Origin of the sequence: Paenibacillus dokdonensis, assembly GCF_004916975.1 — a bacterium.
Classification (GTDB): Bacteria; Bacillota; Bacilli; order Paenibacillales; family Paenibacillaceae; genus Paenibacillus_AQ; species Paenibacillus_AQ dokdonensis.
Window position 1 is genome coordinate 611,456 of the sequence record NZ_STGQ01000002.1, and the last position, 16,663, is coordinate 628,118.

Annotated in this window: 20 protein-coding genes and 1 tRNA gene; 2 read left to right on the plus strand and 19 right to left on the minus strand. The window is 45.5% G+C overall.

The window, feature by feature from the left end; all coding sequences use genetic code 11:
- Window positions 1–26 precede the first annotated feature (26 nt).
- Genes rpsR through rpsF form a run of 3 tightly spaced genes read right to left on the minus strand, consistent with a single transcriptional unit; the run spans window position 27 to window position 1,139 of the window.
- Window positions 27–299, minus strand: coding sequence for a 30S ribosomal protein S18 (rpsR, locus tag E6W40_RS20750; RefSeq protein ID WP_076172485.1), 273 nt, complete (start codon window positions 297–299; stop codon window positions 27–29).
- A gap of 21 nt (window positions 300–320) precedes the next feature.
- Window positions 321–803, minus strand: a complete 483-nt coding sequence (ssb, locus tag E6W40_RS20755; protein ID WP_136607513.1) for a single-stranded DNA-binding protein — start codon at window positions 801–803, stop codon at window positions 321–323.
- Between the two features lie 51 nt (window positions 804–854).
- Complete coding sequence (rpsF, locus tag E6W40_RS20760) at window positions 855–1,139, minus strand: 30S ribosomal protein S6 (protein WP_136607514.1); 285 nt, start codon at window positions 1,137–1,139, stop codon at window positions 855–857.
- 271 nt (window positions 1,140–1,410) lie between these two features.
- Here rpsF and E6W40_RS20765 point away from each other — a divergent pair, with 271 nt between their 5' ends.
- On the plus strand, window positions 1,411–1,605 hold the full coding sequence (locus E6W40_RS20765) for a YjzC family protein (RefSeq protein WP_136607515.1): 195 nt from the start codon (window positions 1,411–1,413) through the stop codon (window positions 1,603–1,605).
- A gap of 406 nt (window positions 1,606–2,011) precedes the next feature.
- On the opposite strand, the gene E6W40_RS20770 is transcribed toward E6W40_RS20765, so the two are convergent.
- The 4 genes from E6W40_RS20770 to E6W40_RS20785 form a co-directional block, all read right to left on the minus strand.
- A tRNA-Ser gene (locus tag E6W40_RS20770) sits at window positions 2,012–2,102 on the minus strand.
- Between the two features lie 58 nt (window positions 2,103–2,160).
- The gene (locus E6W40_RS20775) at window positions 2,161–2,379 is read right to left on the minus strand and encodes a DUF951 domain-containing protein (protein ID WP_136607516.1); all 219 of its coding nucleotides are present in this window, start codon (window positions 2,377–2,379) and stop codon (window positions 2,161–2,163) included.
- Between the two features lie 3 nt (window positions 2,380–2,382).
- Window positions 2,383–3,300 carry a mechanosensitive ion channel family protein gene (locus E6W40_RS20780; protein WP_136607517.1) on the minus strand — a complete coding sequence of 306 codons (918 nt, stop codon included), beginning with the start codon at window positions 3,298–3,300 and terminating at the stop codon, window positions 2,383–2,385.
- A 15-nt stretch (window positions 3,301–3,315) separates the two neighbouring features.
- On the minus strand, window positions 3,316–3,570 hold the full coding sequence (locus tag E6W40_RS20785) for a putative Se/S carrier protein (protein ID WP_136607518.1): 255 nt from the start codon (window positions 3,568–3,570) through the stop codon (window positions 3,316–3,318).
- Window positions 3,571–3,681: 111 nt separating this feature from the next.
- Here E6W40_RS20785 and yyaC point away from each other — a divergent pair, with 111 nt between their 5' ends.
- Complete coding sequence (gene yyaC, locus E6W40_RS20790) at window positions 3,682–4,287, plus strand: spore protease YyaC (protein WP_136607519.1); 606 nt, start codon at window positions 3,682–3,684, stop codon at window positions 4,285–4,287.
- Here the strand turns inward: yyaC and E6W40_RS20795 are convergent.
- The 12 genes from E6W40_RS20795 to rpmH form a co-directional block, all read right to left on the minus strand.
- Entirely contained in the window at window positions 4,262–4,762 is a 501-nt protein-coding gene (locus E6W40_RS20795) for a DUF4446 family protein (protein ID WP_136607520.1), read from the minus strand. The genes yyaC and E6W40_RS20795 overlap by 26 nt on opposite strands.
- A gap of 80 nt (window positions 4,763–4,842) precedes the next feature.
- A complete protein-coding gene (locus tag E6W40_RS20800; protein WP_136607521.1) occupies window positions 4,843–5,997 on the minus strand; it encodes an aminotransferase class V-fold PLP-dependent enzyme in 1,155 nt (384 codons plus the stop codon).
- Between the two features lie 197 nt (window positions 5,998–6,194).
- Window positions 6,195–7,034, minus strand: coding sequence for a ParB/RepB/Spo0J family partition protein (locus E6W40_RS20805; protein WP_136607522.1), 840 nt, complete (start codon window positions 7,032–7,034; stop codon window positions 6,195–6,197).
- On the minus strand, window positions 7,027–7,788 hold the full coding sequence (locus E6W40_RS20810; protein ID WP_136607523.1) for a ParA family protein: 762 nt from the start codon (window positions 7,786–7,788) through the stop codon (window positions 7,027–7,029). Before E6W40_RS20810 ends, E6W40_RS20805 begins: the two co-directional genes overlap by 8 nt.
- Before the next feature lie 361 nt (window positions 7,789–8,149).
- Window positions 8,150–8,965 carry a nucleoid occlusion protein gene (noc, locus tag E6W40_RS20815; RefSeq protein WP_136607524.1) on the minus strand — a complete coding sequence of 272 codons (816 nt, stop codon included), beginning with the start codon at window positions 8,963–8,965 and terminating at the stop codon, window positions 8,150–8,152.
- 621 nt (window positions 8,966–9,586) lie between these two features.
- Window positions 9,587–10,306 (minus strand): 16S rRNA (guanine(527)-N(7))-methyltransferase RsmG, encoded by a 720-nt coding sequence (rsmG, locus tag E6W40_RS20820; RefSeq protein WP_136607525.1) that lies wholly within the window; start codon window positions 10,304–10,306, stop codon window positions 9,587–9,589.
- Window positions 10,307–10,309: 3 nt separating this feature from the next.
- Window positions 10,310–12,196, minus strand: a complete 1,887-nt coding sequence (mnmG, locus tag E6W40_RS20825; protein WP_136607526.1) for a tRNA uridine-5-carboxymethylaminomethyl(34) synthesis enzyme MnmG — start codon at window positions 12,194–12,196, stop codon at window positions 10,310–10,312.
- A 49-nt stretch (window positions 12,197–12,245) separates the two neighbouring features.
- Window positions 12,246–13,622 (minus strand): tRNA uridine-5-carboxymethylaminomethyl(34) synthesis GTPase MnmE, encoded by a 1,377-nt coding sequence (gene mnmE, locus E6W40_RS20830; RefSeq protein WP_136608181.1) that lies wholly within the window; start codon window positions 13,620–13,622, stop codon window positions 12,246–12,248.
- 203 nt (window positions 13,623–13,825) lie between these two features.
- Window positions 13,826–14,530 (minus strand): RNA-binding cell elongation regulator Jag/EloR, encoded by a 705-nt coding sequence (gene jag, locus E6W40_RS20835; RefSeq protein ID WP_136607527.1) that lies wholly within the window; start codon window positions 14,528–14,530, stop codon window positions 13,826–13,828.
- Window positions 14,527–15,423 (minus strand): YidC/Oxa1 family membrane protein insertase, encoded by an 897-nt coding sequence (locus tag E6W40_RS20840; RefSeq protein WP_136607528.1) that lies wholly within the window; start codon window positions 15,421–15,423, stop codon window positions 14,527–14,529. Before E6W40_RS20840 ends, jag begins: the two co-directional genes overlap by 4 nt.
- Before the next feature lie 73 nt (window positions 15,424–15,496).
- Window positions 15,497–15,847, minus strand: a complete 351-nt coding sequence (gene rnpA, locus E6W40_RS20845; protein ID WP_136607529.1) for a ribonuclease P protein component — start codon at window positions 15,845–15,847, stop codon at window positions 15,497–15,499.
- Window positions 15,848–16,136: 289 nt separating this feature from the next.
- On the minus strand, window positions 16,137–16,271 hold the full coding sequence (gene rpmH / locus E6W40_RS20850) for a 50S ribosomal protein L34 (protein ID WP_039295761.1): 135 nt from the start codon (window positions 16,269–16,271) through the stop codon (window positions 16,137–16,139).
- Window positions 16,272–16,663 lie beyond the last annotated feature (392 nt).

Sequence of the window (16,663 nt, forward strand, 5' to 3'; positions counted from 1 at the left end):
AATGCTGGTCTTGTACGCGCAACGGACTATTCCGTTGTGTAAGGCAGCAACGCGATTTGACGGGAGCGTTTGATCGCAATCGTCAGCATGCGTTGGTATTTTGCACTCGTACCGGTTACACGGCGTGGCAAAATCTTTCCGCGTTCGCTGATAAATTTCTTCAGCAGGTCTGTGTCTTTATAGTCAATGTGAGTAATTTTGTTCACAGTGAAGAAGCACACTTTACGACGTTTGTTACGGCCGCCGCGGCGAGCCGGTCTTTTGTCGTTGTCTCCGCCTTCTCTTTGTTTAAAAGCCATGCTGTTCAGTCCTTTCCCTAATTAAAATGGCAAATCATCATCCGAAATATCAATCGGTTTTCCGTCATCGGAAAAAGGATCTTGATTGGAATTGTTCCGGGAGTAATTATTATTCCCGCGGTTTCCGCCTCCGTTAGAGGTCTCTTCACGCGGAGCTTGACCACCACCGCCGCTGCCGCCATCGCGGTTCGACTCCAGGAAACGTACATTATCGGCAATGACTTCGGTGACGTATACACGTTTACCTTCGTTATTTTCGTAATTTCGTACCTGAATGCGACCTTCAACTGCCGTCAAACGGCCTTTGCGCAAGTAGTTTGCACAGGTCTCAGCAAGCTGTCTCCAAGTTACCACTGGAATAAAATCCGCTTCCCGCTCTCCGCCTTGTGTCGTAAACGGTCTGTCTACGGCCATCGTGAACTGCGTTACCGCAACTCCGGCAGGAGTATAGCGAAGCTCAGGATCCTTGGTCAAACGGCCAATCAAAATTACACGGTTCAACAACCTAAATCCCCTCCTTCGAACGAATTCATCACTTACACGAAAAGCTTGGTATTAAGCAACGTCAAGAGTAATGAGATAACGAATTACTTCGTCAGAAATTTTCATGATACGCTCAAGCTCAGCAACGACTTCAGGAGTTGTACTGAAGTTTACCAGAACAAAAGTGCCATCACGGAATTTTTTGATCTCATACGCAAGACGGCGTTTACCCATCACTTCATGCTTTGTGATTTCTCCACCGTTGGAGATGATGCCTTGGAATTTTTCGACTGTAGCTTGAACGGCTTCTTGTTCAACATCTGGACGAAGAATGTACATCACTTCATATTTGCGCATATATTTCACCTCCTTATGGACTTAGGCCCCTGATCGAGTCAGGAACAAGGAGCGAGCCTAAACTCGCACCATATTAATATAACAAATTGTCATATCAGATGCAAGCTATTCTAGATTCAATCGATTCACTTTTGCCTTGGGAATAGTTACATCAATCCATATCATGTGCTGTTCCAGCCTATTATTGGAATGAAAAAGATTTTATACGATTAGGCATGATGTGTAAACAATACATAGGCAGTCCATTTTTCTATATGAGGAGGTTTTAGGAATGGGTGAAAAATCCGAATTCGAACCGGGAGATAAAGCTCCGAACCCTGGTGTATACATGGAGGTTGGCGAGGCCAGCTTTCATACCGAAATCCAGGACCCCCAGATGATCACGATGGAGCGAGGCGAGACCTTCCCGCAGACCACCAACAAAGACCGGAAGTGGAAAAAGAAAAGCAAAGCGAAGGTCCATTAATTTTTTTTCGAAAATGATGCATAAAACGGCTTAACCTGCAGATAATACAATTAGACGGTTACGAGAGAGGTGTGGTTCCGTTGGGCCTGAGCTGCGTAACAAATCACTGGAAGTCAGAAACAGCATAACATTATAGAAGCGGAGGGACGTGCCAAAGACACTCTGTCTGGAGCAATCCCGGATTGCTCCTCGGCTTATCCAAAGTTTCAACTGACGTGTTAGTTGTAGAACGAATTCCAAAAATCCATTTAAGTACCGTCTGCCAAACAGAAGGACCTTCGGGTCCTTCTTTGGTTTGTGGACTTATTTCACTGAAATAAACAGCAAAAAACCTCTGGCGATGACGGGCCAAAGGTTTTATCTGATTACGTTATTCTATGAAGTATATTTGATGAAAAAGGGAATGTGGCGGAAAGAGAGGGATTCGAACCCTCGCACGCCTTGCGACGCCTAACTGATTTCGAGTCAGCCCCCTTGGACCTCTTGGGTACCTTTCCGCAGCAAAATTGATTGTATCATAACATTGTAAAATGTGCAAGACAGGCTTTACAAATTTTACATTTCTTCTACTTCTCCCTCCGCTTCCTTGGAGCGGAGCACCTTTTTCATATTTTTCTCGAATTTGGCCCGGGGAATCAATACACTGTGCTGGCATCCGACACACTTAATCCGGATATCCATTCCCATGCGAATGACTTCCATTTCATTGCTGCCACATGGATGGTTCTTCTTCATTTGGATGATATCCCCCAGCTGAAACACCTTGCGTTCCATTGCCTATTCTCCTCCTTTTTCATCCGAAGCTGCCAGTTCGGCCAGTGCTTGTTTTTGCATATCCTCGAACTCCATCGCCTGCTTGATATTCTCCAGAATCATCCGCTCTACCTCTGTTCGGGTATTAGGTACACATTGGGCTACGATCCGAATTACATATTCACTGGTATTCATGGATTGAATGCCAAGCACATCCGGTACAGCAATGATATTTCCATCCCGTTCCTGTATACCCGTCAACGCCGATTTGATCAAACTGACTGTATCTTCAAGCGTTCTTTCGTTTTTGAATGGCAGATCCACCATAGCAAGTGCATTTGAGAACGAATAGTTGGTTACGCTTGTAATCATGCCGTTTGGCAGAATATAGGTCTCACCGTTCATATTCACAATCCGTGTGGAACGAAGTCCAATCAATTCAACCGTTCCTGTATACGTCCCCGTTTGAATAACATCTCCTACCGCAAACTGGTCCTCCAATATAATGAAGAATCCCGTAATGACATCCTTCACCAGGCTCTGTGCACCAAAACCGATTGCCAGGCCAAGCACGCCCGCACCGGCCAACAGAGGCCCAAGATGAAAGTTGAATTCCGACAGGATCAACAAGACCATTACAAAGTTGCAGGTTACTGAGGTTACGTTTTTCATAAGTTCCGCAACCGTTGCGAACCGGCGGGGGTTCATATTCATCCGGCTTTGTTCCTGGCGTGCAAGCGACCGATCAATCAATTTGGAAACGACGCGAATGATGATACGGGTAACCAGAAAAAGGACGATAATCCGGATGCCCGAGAACAACACACTTGTCCACATATCCACATTCGTAAACCAATCCCACAGCTTGTCGCTGAAATTAACTGCTTTATCCACAGCCCCCTCCACGCCATCTGTTTTTATTTCCACCCAATATGGATTCATCAACTCATCTACCTCCTAGCCTTCGATGCTTATATATCTATCATGATTGTCTTTGTAGTAGATTCCTCTAATATCCACATGCTCCTGAACAATGATTTGCTGAACGGATGCAAGCTCATCCTTGGGAAATTGTATGGATAAAGCACAGCCCGCCGTAATGGTCTTCGGTGTAGGAAAAAGATCTATTTCAATATCCGCATACTCCAGCAGCATTTCAGTTCGAAGCGCCTGCTGCGTCGAGTCGAAGGCAATCAACATCCACGATTCCATTTCTTCAAGGCCCGCCTTCCGTTCAAATAAATTGCTTGTCCCGGGAAGTATAAAAACATGCAACCGTCCATATACTAGATACTACCAATTGCATTTTGAAAGGAAGATTCTATGACTCAGCTGCCTAACCCTTCCCAGCAACAGCAGCTTTCATGCTTAAAAATACCACATACTGACCCTGAAATCCATTCTGCTATCATCCACCGTCTTTTGTTTTACTTATCCCAGGCTGAAGAAAAACAGCAGGTCATTATCGTATGTATTGGCACTGACCGTTCTACTGGGGATTGTCTCGGACCTTTGGTGGGGACAGCTCTGACACGCTATAAAAGTCCTTGGTTTCATCTGTTCGGAACTTTGGAAGAGCCTGTTCATGCCGTAAATCTGCAGGAAACATTGTCCTCAATCTATGCTTTGTATGACAATCCTTTTGTCATTGGTATCGATGCTTGTCTCGGACAGTCCACCAGTGTGGGCTGCATCCAGGTTGCCAGCGGCCCTTTAAAACCCGGTGCAGGTGTACATAAAGAATTGCCGCCGGTTGGCGATATCCATTTGACAGGTATCGTTAATGTCGGCGGCTTCATGGAATATTTTGTATTGCAAAATACACGGTTAAGTCTGGTTGTACGTTTATCTGAAATTATTGCGACCAGTCTCCACTCTGCGATTCAGGAATGGAAATCACGCACTACCCTTGTTGCACGGCTAGACTGATCGCTTCCACTTCTTCCGGAGATAAGGCATACGTCGATTCGCCGGCCGCAAGCGGTTTGGCATAAACATAGGAGCTGTCACGGCTGTAAAGAGCTGAAATGACAACTCCATTTTTCTTTTCATCCATAATCGCAAGTGAAAAGCTCAGATCACTTCCTTGATCACTAAACGCATTGTAACGTTTGATGCCAACCTGCCCCTTTACCTGCTGCAGTTTGGTTAGAAGAATTTCCAGTGACTTACGCTGCTCCTCCTGCTCATCCTCAACGGAGTCCATTTGCACTTTCAAATCAATCAGCAGGGTCTCGAGATTCTCAACGCCACTCCCTGCCATCATCAAATCATATTTGCGGCGCATTTTTCTAAGCTTCGCACCTTGTGTAAGCACCATAACGAGCAAGATCAAAATGAGGAGTATTACCCCGCCGATAAACCATTGCAGTTGTTCCATGATTAAACTATTCAAGTCCGACATTGCTGTTCATTCCTTTTCCTCATTCTTGATCTAACCGGTTATTCCTTATTTCCACTGACCACCGACAACGCATCTAGCCATTATGTTTTATCGAAAATTTTCTCTATTGCATCAATAAGTGTATCCACCTCATCAATTGAGGTATCTACTCCTACACTGACTCGAACCGCACCTGTCTGCAGCGTATCTGCGCCTTCATGCGCCAGCGGAGTACAATGCATGCCAGCACGAACGGCGATACCATATTCCCGGTCCAATTGGAAGGCAATTTCACTGGAATCCCGTTCAACAGACACGAACGAAACAATCCCTGTTCTGGGTTTGCCTTTTTCCGGACCCAATATACGCATACCTTTTATATTCTGGATACCTTCCATAATCCGCTGTGTTAAGTCCCATTCATGTTTATAAATCTGCTGAGGGGACAGCTCTAAGACTTTCTCGACACCAGCCTTCAAGCCTGCGATCCCCAACGTATTGGGCGTTCCTGCTTCATACCGGTCAGGACGAACCATGGGCTGCTCTTTTTCCTCCGACTGACTCCCTGTCCCTCCATGCAATAAGGGCTCTAAATCAATGGATGGGGATATGTATAACCCGCCTGTTCCTTGAGGACCAAGCAGCCCCTTATGTCCCGGAAAAGCCAGCAGATCCACATGCATGGCATTGACATCTAGATCAAGACATCCCGCACTTTGAGCAGCATCGAGCAGAAATGCAGCACCCTGCTCATGTGCCAGTTCTCCAATCTCTGCTGCAGGCAAAATGCTGCCAAGCAAATTAGAGCTGTGACTGCAAACAACCAATTTGGGCCGCTTTGATAATGCTGCCTTTAGCTTTAGCATATCCAGCTCGCCTTGGTCATTTACCGGAACATATTCCACCTCAATCCCGAGTGTTCTCTTCAAAAACTCCAACGGCCTTCTAACGGAGTTATGCTCAACCATCGTCGCAACGACCCGGTCACCTTTATGAAGCAGACCTTTGATTGCCAGATTCAAAGCTTCTGTTGTGTTATGTGTAAATACCACATCATTCGGGTTATGAACCCCAAACAATCGAGACAGCACCCTACGCGTCTCAAACAGTACTCTGCTTGCTTTGACTGCCATCTGATGGCTTCCGCGCCCAGGATTGGCTGCTGCCTCCTCCATAGCGATCTGCATCGCCTTCATGACCTCAGGAGGCTTAGGCCACGATGTGGCGGCATGGTCCAAATAAATAACGGGCTTCACAAGTTGTACCCCCTTCGAATCATGGCTTCCATTATAGAGTGACTTTATTTTATTAGGGTACCACTTGTGGAATGTAGCAGCATGCTGTTTTTATATTGCGAATTGTTTTGCTCCCTGGAAATAGAGAATGACACATCCTTTTCCCCTACCAGGGATACAGCCGGACATGTCACCTTGGCATTACCATAAGATCACTCTTACTGCAAAAGCTCTAACAGTCGTTCCAGATCCTGTTTGCTGTAATAGTTTAATTCAATTTTCCCTTTGTCTTTACTTTGCTTTATCTTAACGGTTGTTCTGAATCTTTCGCGTAAAGATTCTTCCAGATTATCAATGTAGGGATCACGCTTTTTCACTTTAACTTTGTTCTTGTCCACTGCTTTCCGATCCAAACTTTTAACAGCTTCCTCTAGATCTCTGACACTCCACTCATTGGCAACACATTGCTTGGCAAGCTGTTTAATGAGTGCCGGATCCTTCAACCCTACAATGGCACGCGCATGTCCCATAGATAATGTTCCACGTGAAACATAATCCTTCACTTCCTCTGGAAGCGATAGCAATCTCAGAAAATTGGCGATATGTGATCTTGATTTCCCTACCTTGAGCGATAACTCCTCCTGAGTGAGCGAATACTGATCCATCAGACCTTGGTAAGCTACCGCAACTTCCATCGCATTCAGGTTCTCACGCTGCAGATTTTCAATCAATGCAATTTCCATAACCTGTTGATCACTGAAGCTTCGAACAACTGCAGGGATCGTCGCTTTTCCGCAGAATTGCGAGGCACGGAACCGGCGTTCACCAGCAATGATTTCATATCCCTTCAAGACACTGCGCACAATAATGGGCTGAATAACGCCATGCTGACGGATAGATTCAGCTAATTCCTGTATAGACTCCTCATTAAAGTCTTTTCGTGGCTGGTATGGATTCGCGCGCAGTTGGCTGAGTGGAATCTCCACGATTTTGTCATCATCATTGATGGAAAGGGAAGGGATCAAAGCATCGAGTCCTTTGCCCAGTCGTTTATTCATAAGAAATCACTTCCTTTGCCAACTCTAAATAAACTTCGGCACCTTTAGAACGAGGATCATACGTCATAATCGATTGTCCATGGGATGGCGCTTCACTCAAGCGTACATTCCGCGGAATAATCGTTCGATATACCTTCTCTTGAAAATACTTTTTAACTTCTTCAATCACCTGAATTCCGAGGTTTGTCCGTGCATCCAGCATGGTAAGTAGGACTCCTTCAATCTTAAGCGAGGTGTTCAGATGTTTTTGTACCAGACGCACAGAATTAAGAAGTTGGCTTAAGCCTTCCAGCGCGTAATATTCACACTGGATCGGTATGATCACGGAATCAGCCGCTGTCAATGAATTAATCGTTAATATCCCCAATGATGGGGGGCAGTCGATCAGGACATAATCATAATTAGCCTTCACGAGTTGAAGCGATTTTTTCAAACGAAGCTCCCGTGAAATGGTAGGAACCAATTCAATTTCCGCGCCCGCCAGCTGTATGGTAGCCGGAATAATATGCAGTCCTTCGACCTGTGTCTCAAGAATCGCTTCCTTGGGATGAACTTCGTTGATGATGACATCATAAATACAATTGGCAACATCAGCTTTATTCACACCCACACCACTCGTGGTATTCCCTTGCGGGTCAATATCCACCAGCAGCACTCTTTTACCGAGTGAAGCCAAACCTGCACCGAGATTGACGGAGGTCGTAGTCTTCCCTACTCCGCCCTTTTGATTTGCTATGGCAATGATTTTGGACACTCAATTTCACCTCATTGTGTATGAAAACTCATCTTGTAGGTCACGGGATTATGTTATACAGCAAAACAATTGGCTGCATATATCCTGGAAGAAACATCATAGATGAGACAACCATCCACATCCGTCTATCCAGATACAAGCTGAAACGGCTTCGCTCTGCACAAGTGCATTTTTCCTTACAAAAGGAAATCCTGAGCCTGGAACCACAAGCTTCGATTTTCTCATCATTATTTGCTTAAAAGCGGCTATACAGCAAAATGCAAACCGCTCCCTCCCCCTACATGCGGGCCTTAACAGAAGCCGTTTGCTCCTATACCATCAGCCAAAAAAAGCGGCCTACTAGCCGCAGCTGCAACATGTATTAACGCTTGGGAATTTGTATCACGATTTCGTAATGGTCTTCCCGATCATTTTCTGTCGTTTTAATGGACAACCCGGAATCAGAAACCATATCAATGGATTGACGGATTGTATTCAACGCTAAACGTACATCTTTAGTAAAAGAAATACGTTTAGATTTCTTGATCTTAGATGCCTCTTTATAGTAAGCAACTCTTGCTTCCGTTTGTTTAACATTCAGTTCTTTGGAGATTACTTCAGATAGCAGCTTAAGCTGCAGTTCTTTTGTATCCAGAGACAGCAGTGCACGCGCATGCCGTTCTGTAATCTTACGCTCCATAAGAGCTGTCTTCACCTCTTCAGGCAGATGAAGCAAACGAATCTTATTGGCTATGGTCGACTGGCTCTTCCCGAGACGTTGTGCAAGGCTTTCCTGAGTCAATTGATGAAGGTCGATCAGCTTCTGGTAAGCTACCGCTTCCTCAATGGATGTCAGACCTTCACGCTGCAGATTTTCAATTAACGCAATCGAAGCAGCTTGGGAATCATTAAATTCGCGAACTATCGCAGGGATTGTTTCCATCCCCAGTTTCGTTACAGCACGCCAGCGCCGTTCTCCGGCAATGATCTCATATTTGGAATTGCGAACACGAACAACAATCGGCTGGATAACACCATGAGTTTTGATGGTCTGACACAACTCATCAATCTTCTCATCATCAAAAATCGTGCGGGGTTGATAAGGACTGCTAACAATCTCCCCCACTGGAATTTGTTTCACTTCATCACCGTTGTTTCGCTCCGTCAAACCAAACAATTTAGAAAATTGTTCTTTCATTCCGTATATTACCACCTAATTTCGTAATAGCACTTTGGCAAAGCGCTCGGTCAGCATCATTCACAGCAATCGACTTGCATCGAATTCTCGAGTATTAAAATCTGTCTTTATACCGCTTTCAAGCTGCATGATTATCCCAAAATGAGCTCAAGGGATAAACACTTCAAGCGCCCTGCGCGCCGGTCAACCGTTACGTAAAATCGATATTATAACCTAGCCTCAACAACTCTCTCTATTCTACCACTTTTTTTCATATAATCCTATTCTCCAAAGTCCTCTTTTTTTCCTGCTGGACACTTATTTTTTCAAGTGCATTAAAGGCCTCTGCAGCTTCAGGAAATTCCCGCTTTTAACCATATTTATGGAGTGAAGTTCGGTAGAAAATATAGAATATAGGGTGTTCCAATGTGCACTTTTAAGTTCAACTTGAAACAGGAAAGGCTTGCAGCTCTTTTCTGGGATATCCCTCCATTTACTCTTTCCTCGGAGTAACTAAGAGCGATTAAAAAATAAGTTAAATTGCGCACAAAAAAAGGAATGTTTCACGTGAAACATTCCTCTTCATCTCTTTTTCTATGAAACTCAGAAAACAAGTTCAATCCATAAGTAACGCTTCAATCATCATAACGGTGTTTTAAGAGCCGTTCCTGCTTTTCGGGGATATTTCCGTGGTGTCGGGCCTGTTTTATCAATGATGATAATATGACGTTCCGATTCTTCAACGGGAAGCACAAAATTTTCCACACGATGGAGTTTGCCCTTTAACTCTTTTAAACTGTGGGAGGCTTCCTGCACTTCCACATCGGGATTGCTCCCCTTCATCGCTGCAAATATACCGCCCACCTTAACATAAGGAAGACAAAACTCATTCAGTACGGCAAGCTTGGCGACAGCCCGGGCAGTAACCAAATCATAGTTGTCGCGGTGGCCCGGTTTTTGTGCCCAGTCCTCCGCACGACCGTGCAGGAGTTCAACATGCTCAATTCCTGTCTCCTGCACGATATGCTTGAGGAAGTTAATTCGCTTGTTCAATGAATCAATGATGGTCAGCTGAAGATGAGGGAAACATATTTTAAGCGGAATCCCAGGAAACCCAGCACCTGAGCCGATATCAGCCATTGTCTTCATACTTTTGATATCCACATAGAACGCAAGGGTAATGGAATCAAAAAAATGCTTGGTGTAGACCTGTTCCCGATCCGTGATGCCGGTTAGATTCATCTTTTCATTCCAAAGCACCAGCTCATTAAAGTATGTTTCGAACTGATCCAATTGAGAAGGGCTGATCTCAATTCCCTTTTCAAGCAGCCGCTGTGTAAATGCCTCTTGTATATGGTCCATATATTAACCTCTTGCGGCTGTTACCCGGTTGTAATGCTCCAGATAAACCAGCAGAATCGAAATATCCGCAGGCGTTACCCCTGATATACGGGAAGCCTGACCAATTGAAATAGGACGGATACTTGATAGTTTCTGCCGAGCTTCAATAGCTATGCCCTCAATTTCATTGTAATCAATCGTATCCGGAATCTTCTTCTTATCCATCTTTTTCAAACGTTCCACATGAATAAGCTGTTTCTCGATATAACCGGCATATTTAATTTGAATCTCCACCTGTTCCTTCATTTCTTCTGTCAGATCATATGGAGATGGCGAGATTTCTTCAATATGGTCATGGCTTATTTCAGGACGACGCAGAATGACAAGCAGATTACTTCCATCCTGAATAGGCGCAGATCCATGCCGTTCAAGCATTTCGTTCACATGTGATGGCCCTACCTTGACTGCCTGCAAGCGTTCGATCTCCTGCTCTACCTTCTCCTTCTTATCGAGGAATCTGGCAAAACGTTCATCGGAAATCAGACCGATCTCATGGCCCAGCGGTGTTAAGCGTACATCTGCATTGTCATGACGCAGAAGCAAACGGTATTCTGCACGTGACGTGAGTAAACGATAAGGCTCATTCGTACCTTTCGTGACCAGGTCATCGATCAGAACGCCGATATATCCCTGCGAACGATCAAGAACGACTGGCTCTTTGCCTTGTACCCGGCGTGCTGCGTTAATACCCGCCATGATTCCCTGCCCGGCAGCCTCTTCATAACCGGAAGTACCATTGATTTGCCCTGCTGTGAACAGTCCCGGAATCATTTTAGTTTCAAGCGAAGGCCATAATTGAGTCGGAACAACCGCATCATATTCAATTGCGTAGCCGTTACGCATCATTTCAACTTTTTCAAGACCCGGAATGGAACGCAGCATAGCAAGCTGGACATCCTCCGGCATACTGGTGGAGAGTCCTTGGACATAATATTCAGACGTATTCTTGCCTTCTGGCTCCAGGAAAATCTGATGTTTCGGCTTATCGCTGAAGCGTACAATTTTATCCTCTATGGATGGGCAGTACCGTGGCCCTGTTCCTTCAATGATCCCAGAGAACATCGGAGCCCGGTGGAGATTCGCATTAATAATCTGATGGGTTTCCAGGGACGTATATGTCAACCAGCAAGGAAGCTGTTCGTTATCGGAACCCTTCGTCTCATAAGAAAAGAACTTCGGCTTGTCATCTCCAGGCTGAATTTCTGTTTTTGAAAAGTCGATGGTTGACTTATGAACACGCGGTGGTGTGCCGGTTTTGAATCGAACGAGGTCAAAGCCAAGCTGACGCAAATTTTCAGCCAGCTTAATCGAAGGCTGCTGATTATTCGGACCGCTCTCATACGTCATTTCACCCATAATTACTTTGCCGCGCAGATAGGTACCTGTGGTCAAAACGACTGATTTACCTCTATAGGCGCTGCCTGTTTTGGTAATCACGCCAACGCATACACCATCTTCTACAATCAGCTCCTCAACCATACCTTGACGCATGGTGAGATTCGGTTCCATTTCCATCGTTTCCTTCATGGTGTGCTGATACAGGAATTTATCCGCTTGAGCACGCAGGGCATGAACAGCCGGCCCCTTCCCCGTGTTCAGCATGCGCATTTGAATATAAGTCTTGTCAATATTCCGACCCATTTCCCCGCCCAATGCATCAATCTCACGAACCACATGGCCTTTCGCCGGTCCACCAATCGAAGGATTACAAGGCATAAAAGCAACCATATCCAAATTTATCGTAATCATCAGCGTGCTGCTTCCCATTCGGGCTGCAGCGAGGGCAGCTTCACAGCCGGCATGACCCGCACCGATGACAATCACATCATAGCTGCCGCCATCATAACTCATGAATAAAGCCTCCTTTAATTTTTAAAAGTGAATCTATATAAGTCATTCCTTATTTACCTAAACAGAACTGCGAGAAAATCTGATCCAGCAGAGTATCCGATGCCGTATCTCCGATGATCTCACCCAGCTGCTCCCAAGCGAGCCGTACATCAATCTGAATCATATCGATTGGGATGAACTGCTCGGCCGCTTCATAGGCATCCTGCAGCGACTTGTTTGCCTTCTTGAGCAGTGCAATATGACGCACATTACTGACATACGTCAGATCCCCGGACTCAATACTCCCACTGAAAAACAGCTCTGAAATCGCAGCTTCCAGCGCATCGATTCCCTCTTGAGTCTTAACAGACATAGGTACGATCAATTCCTCCGCATAATAACGCGAAAGGATATTCCTATCCAGCTTTGGAGGTAAGTCCATTTTATTCATAATAACAATTGATTGTCTACCGCGGATTTGTTCCATTAATGCCAATTCGTCTTCATGCAGCGGCTCGTTTGCATTCAAAACAAGCAGAATCAAGTCGGCCTCAGTCACCGCATGTTTAGAGCGCTCCACGCCGATCTTCTCAACGACATCCATGGTTTCCCGAATACCGGCAGTATCCAGCAGCTTCAGCGGAATATTATTAATTGTAACGAATTCCTCTATCACATCTCGCGTTGTTCCCGGAATATCCGTTACAATTGCGCGGTTCGTATGAGCCAGGGCATTAAGCAGTGAGGACTTACCAACATTCGGCCGTCCAATGATAGCTGTGTTAATACCTTCACGCAGAATCTTCCCCTGCTCTGCTGTCTTCAGCAGCTTCGTTATGCCCTGCATAACCTCTGTGCTTTTTTCCTTAATAAACTCGGCTGTTAGGGACTCTACATCATGCTCCGGATAATCGATATTTACTTCGATATGGGCCATCGTCTCCACCAGTGTGTGACGCAGCTGTCCGATCTGATCGGATAAGGCTCCTTCTACCTGCTTTAATGCCACGGAGAAGGCCTTGTCAGATTTGGAACGAATCAAATCTATAACGGCTTCAGCTTGGGATAAATCAATACGGCCATTTAAAAAGGCCCGCTTGGTGAATTCGCCGGGTTCAGCTAAACGGATGTCCTGCTGCAGCAGCAGATCCATTACCCTTTTCACCGAAATGACGCCACCATGTGTACTGATCTCTACTACATCCTCTGTCGTAAAAGAACGGGGGGCACGCATAACCGTGACGAGAACTTCCTCCACCCGCTCACCGCCATCAGGATCGATGATATGTCCATAATGGACGGTATGCGTTACCGCTTCTGTCAGCTTGGTTTTACTATGAAAAATCTTCTCCACTTCGGCGATGGATTCAGGACCACTCACACGGATACCCGCAATGCCTGCCTCCCCCACTGCCGTCGAAATGGCTGCTATTGTATCGCTAAGCAACATCTTCACCTCTTTTTCCTGCTGTCATTTTCGTCTGCGTGTTCTCTCACTTATCTCTATCCTATCCAGTTCGAGAAAAGCAAAGACTTCAGGGTCGAATGAACAGCTCCTTATCTACGAAAAAAGCAATGACTTCATCAGCTATGAAAGCTGAGTAAAGTCATTGCACATCATGTCTCATCTCAGGATTAGAACAATCCCTTTTACTTTAATGTAATGACGATACGCCGGTTCGGTTCTTCCCCTTTGCTGTATGTCTTCACCTGCGGGTGATCCTGCAGTTTGGAGTGAATTACCTTCCGTTCCTGCGGTGACATCGGCTCAAGGACAACCTCTTTGTGTGAACGAATCACACGGCCCGCCAGGCGGTCCGCCAATTCCTCCAGCGTTTTCTTGCGGCGCTCACGGAAATTCTCAGCATCCAGCACGATACGGATGTAGCTGTCCGCGTAACGGTTGGCCACGATGTTGGCCAGATATTGCAATGCATCCAGGGTCTGTCCCCTTCTGCCAATGATCAGTCCCAAATCGGGTCCGAATATATGAAGCGTCGTTACATCCTTGGTATGCTGCACGTCTACGGTGACGTCCAGTCCCATACTTTTACCGACTTCTATGATAAACTGTACGGCTTCATCATAGGGATCAAGCTCGGATTTCTTTTCTTCGGCCACCGGTGACACCGGATCTAATGGCAATGTTGATGCCGTCTTGACTGGCATGGATGGAGGCACAGGCAGCAGTGTTAGCTCAACCTTTGCTTCCTTGACACCAATCAGTCCCAGGAATCCTTTTGACGGCTGCGATACTATATTGACCGTAACACGGTCCTGACTTACCCCGAGCTGGGACAGCCCTTGTCTTACAGCTTCTTCAACGGTTTTTCCTGATGCGACGACTTTGCTCATTTAGATTTTTTAGCCTCCTTTTTACCTTTTCCCGCGTTGCCTTTGTTGCTTTTACTGCCTTGGCTGTTGTTCTTTCCACCCTTGCCGTTACCGCCACCGGCGGAAGACACGGCTGCTACATTGGCAACAGGCTTGTGGTTGCGGTACAAGAAATAGTTCTGAATGATCGTGTACAAGTTACTGAAGAACCAGTACAGTGGCAGTGCGGATGGGAACTGATACGACATGAAGAAGATCAGTACCGGATACACCATCATCATGAACTGCATGGCCCCCTGCTGCGGGCTCGGGTTCATCTTCATCATCATTCTGGATTGCAGGAATGTCGTTGCTGCAGCAAGCAGCGGCAGTACAAACGTATGGTCCGGCTTACCGAGCTGGAGCCATAGGAATGAATGTTCATACAAATATTTATTGTGAATAATCGAATTATAGAGAGCGATAAATACAGGCATCTGAACGATCAATGGCAGACAGCCCGCCATCGGATTAACCTTGTTCTCCTGGAACAAGCGCATCGTTTCCTGCTGCTGCTTCTCCGGATTATCTTTATGCTTTTCTTTGATTTTGGCAAGCTCAGGCTGAATGGCCTGCATGGCTCTAGAGCTTCGAACCTGTTTGATCGATAAAGGTAAAATAATCGTCCGCACGATAATCACCATCACGAGGACAGCAAGTCCATAAGCGCCACCAAACCAGTGCGCAAATGTATCGAGTGCATACGAGAAATAATAAACTACATTTTTCTGCCAGAAACTACCGCTGGATCTCATATCTTCTGTAGTATAGGTCACCGAATTGGAACCGCATGCCGTTAGAACCGTCATGGCAACAAGCATGACAGCAATGAGGAGGATCCATTTCCTACCTCGTCTCGTCTTGAATAGCGACACTTCATAACCCCTCTCTGAACACTTCCGTTCAACGTAAATCATAACATAATTAATTGGACAAAGAAACCAACTTTCACCGTCCCGGAGGCCGCAGCAATGATGCTTTGCGCAGCACGTGGAGGATGCTCTTTTCCAAATCCTTATAAGGCATATCCAGGGCACCTTTGCGGACAATAAAGACAAGATCCACATGCTCAATCAGCCGATCCTCTTGATGACGGACAATCTCTTTAACGAGTCGGCGCATTCGGTTGCGGACAACCGCATTGCCAACCTTTTTGCTGACGGAAATCCCCACTCGAAATTTCTCTACCTCTTTTTTGCGGAACCAGTATACGACAAATTGATGATTCGCAAAAGACTTCCCATGACGATATACGCGGCTGAAGTCCGCTCGGTTTCGTAAACGTAAACTTTTGTGCAACCGTATCCCCTGCCTGCCCATCCGCCCTCTTTATTCAAGCGGTCATTTATTTGAAGCATTCTCATCATAAAAAAGATATTTGAAATTTTTACTTCATATAATATAAGGAAATCTTCAAAAAACAGTATCGACATCCCTTAGTCATCATAAACCACCGGATATCCTATACACTCTTCCCTCTTTTTACTCTCCTGGAAACCAATCTATAGCTCAAAACGCAGAAAAGGACATCGCAAACCTGCAAAATTGAAGAAAAAAAGACCACCGCAGTGGTCTTCATGCACGAAATTTACGCACTCAATACTTTTCTGCCTTTCAGGCGACGAGCTGCCAGCACTTTACGGCCGTTTTTCGTGCTCATTCTTTTCCGGAAACCATGAACCTTTTTGCGTTTGCTCACATTCGGTCTAAATGTCGGTCTCATGTATTGCACACCCCCTTACAGGATCTCATAACCTTTATGGTTAAATTCATTTTCATTTACACAGAAAATGCCTTTTTACATTTAACCACGCCATAGCCTAAAAGTCAACTGATCCCTTCCCTCATTATATATCAAATTTTCAAGGATAGGGACGATCCTCCCTCATTTTATCCATTTTCATCATTCCTATATATAAGAAAATTCACATTTTGTGCTTCTGGTACATCCCTCTGTGGTCCAAAGAGTTTTCCACAGGCCAAGCGAAATGTTCATTGTTTAAATCCACAGATCGCACTTATCCACTTGTTCACAAAAATCGTCGAAGCTTTCTATTTTCCGGCACAAGCTGTGCACAACTAATTTGGAAATTTTAAGGATGCTGTCGAAACTTA

What these genes read in the sequence shown, in the direction of transcription:
- rpsR (WP_076172485.1), bottom strand. Translation starts at nt 299, where the DNA reads ATGGCTTTTAAACAAAGAGAAGGCGGAGACAACGACAAAAGACCGGCT.
- rpsF (WP_136607514.1), bottom strand. Translation starts at nt 1,139, where the DNA reads ATGCGCAAATATGAAGTGATGTACATTCTTCGTCCAGATGTTGAACAA.
- E6W40_RS20765 (WP_136607515.1), top strand. Translation starts at nt 1,411, where the DNA reads ATGGGTGAAAAATCCGAATTCGAACCGGGAGATAAAGCTCCGAACCCT.
- E6W40_RS20775 (WP_136607516.1), bottom strand. Translation starts at nt 2,379, where the DNA reads ATGGAACGCAAGGTGTTTCAGCTGGGGGATATCATCCAAATGAAGAAG.
- E6W40_RS20780 (WP_136607517.1), bottom strand. Translation starts at nt 3,300, where the DNA reads ATGAATCCATATTGGGTGGAAATAAAAACAGATGGCGTGGAGGGGGCT.
- E6W40_RS20785 (WP_136607518.1), bottom strand. Translation starts at nt 3,570, where the DNA reads ATGGAATCGTGGATGTTGATTGCCTTCGACTCGACGCAGCAGGCGCTT.
- yyaC (WP_136607519.1), top strand. Translation starts at nt 3,682, where the DNA reads ATGACTCAGCTGCCTAACCCTTCCCAGCAACAGCAGCTTTCATGCTTA.
- E6W40_RS20795 (WP_136607520.1), bottom strand. Translation starts at nt 4,762, where the DNA reads ATGTCGGACTTGAATAGTTTAATCATGGAACAACTGCAATGGTTTATC.
- E6W40_RS20805 (WP_136607522.1), bottom strand. Translation starts at nt 7,034, where the DNA reads ATGAATAAACGACTGGGCAAAGGACTCGATGCTTTGATCCCTTCCCTT.
- noc (WP_136607524.1), bottom strand. Translation starts at nt 8,965, where the DNA reads ATGAAAGAACAATTTTCTAAATTGTTTGGTTTGACGGAGCGAAACAAC.
- rsmG (WP_136607525.1), bottom strand. Translation starts at nt 10,306, where the DNA reads ATGGACCATATACAAGAGGCATTTACACAGCGGCTGCTTGAAAAGGGA.
- mnmG (WP_136607526.1), bottom strand. Translation starts at nt 12,196, where the DNA reads ATGAGTTATGATGGCGGCAGCTATGATGTGATTGTCATCGGTGCGGGT.
- jag (WP_136607527.1), bottom strand. Translation starts at nt 14,530, where the DNA reads ATGAGCAAAGTCGTCGCATCAGGAAAAACCGTTGAAGAAGCTGTAAGA.
- rpmH (WP_039295761.1), bottom strand. Translation starts at nt 16,271, where the DNA reads ATGAGACCGACATTTAGACCGAATGTGAGCAAACGCAAAAAGGTTCAT.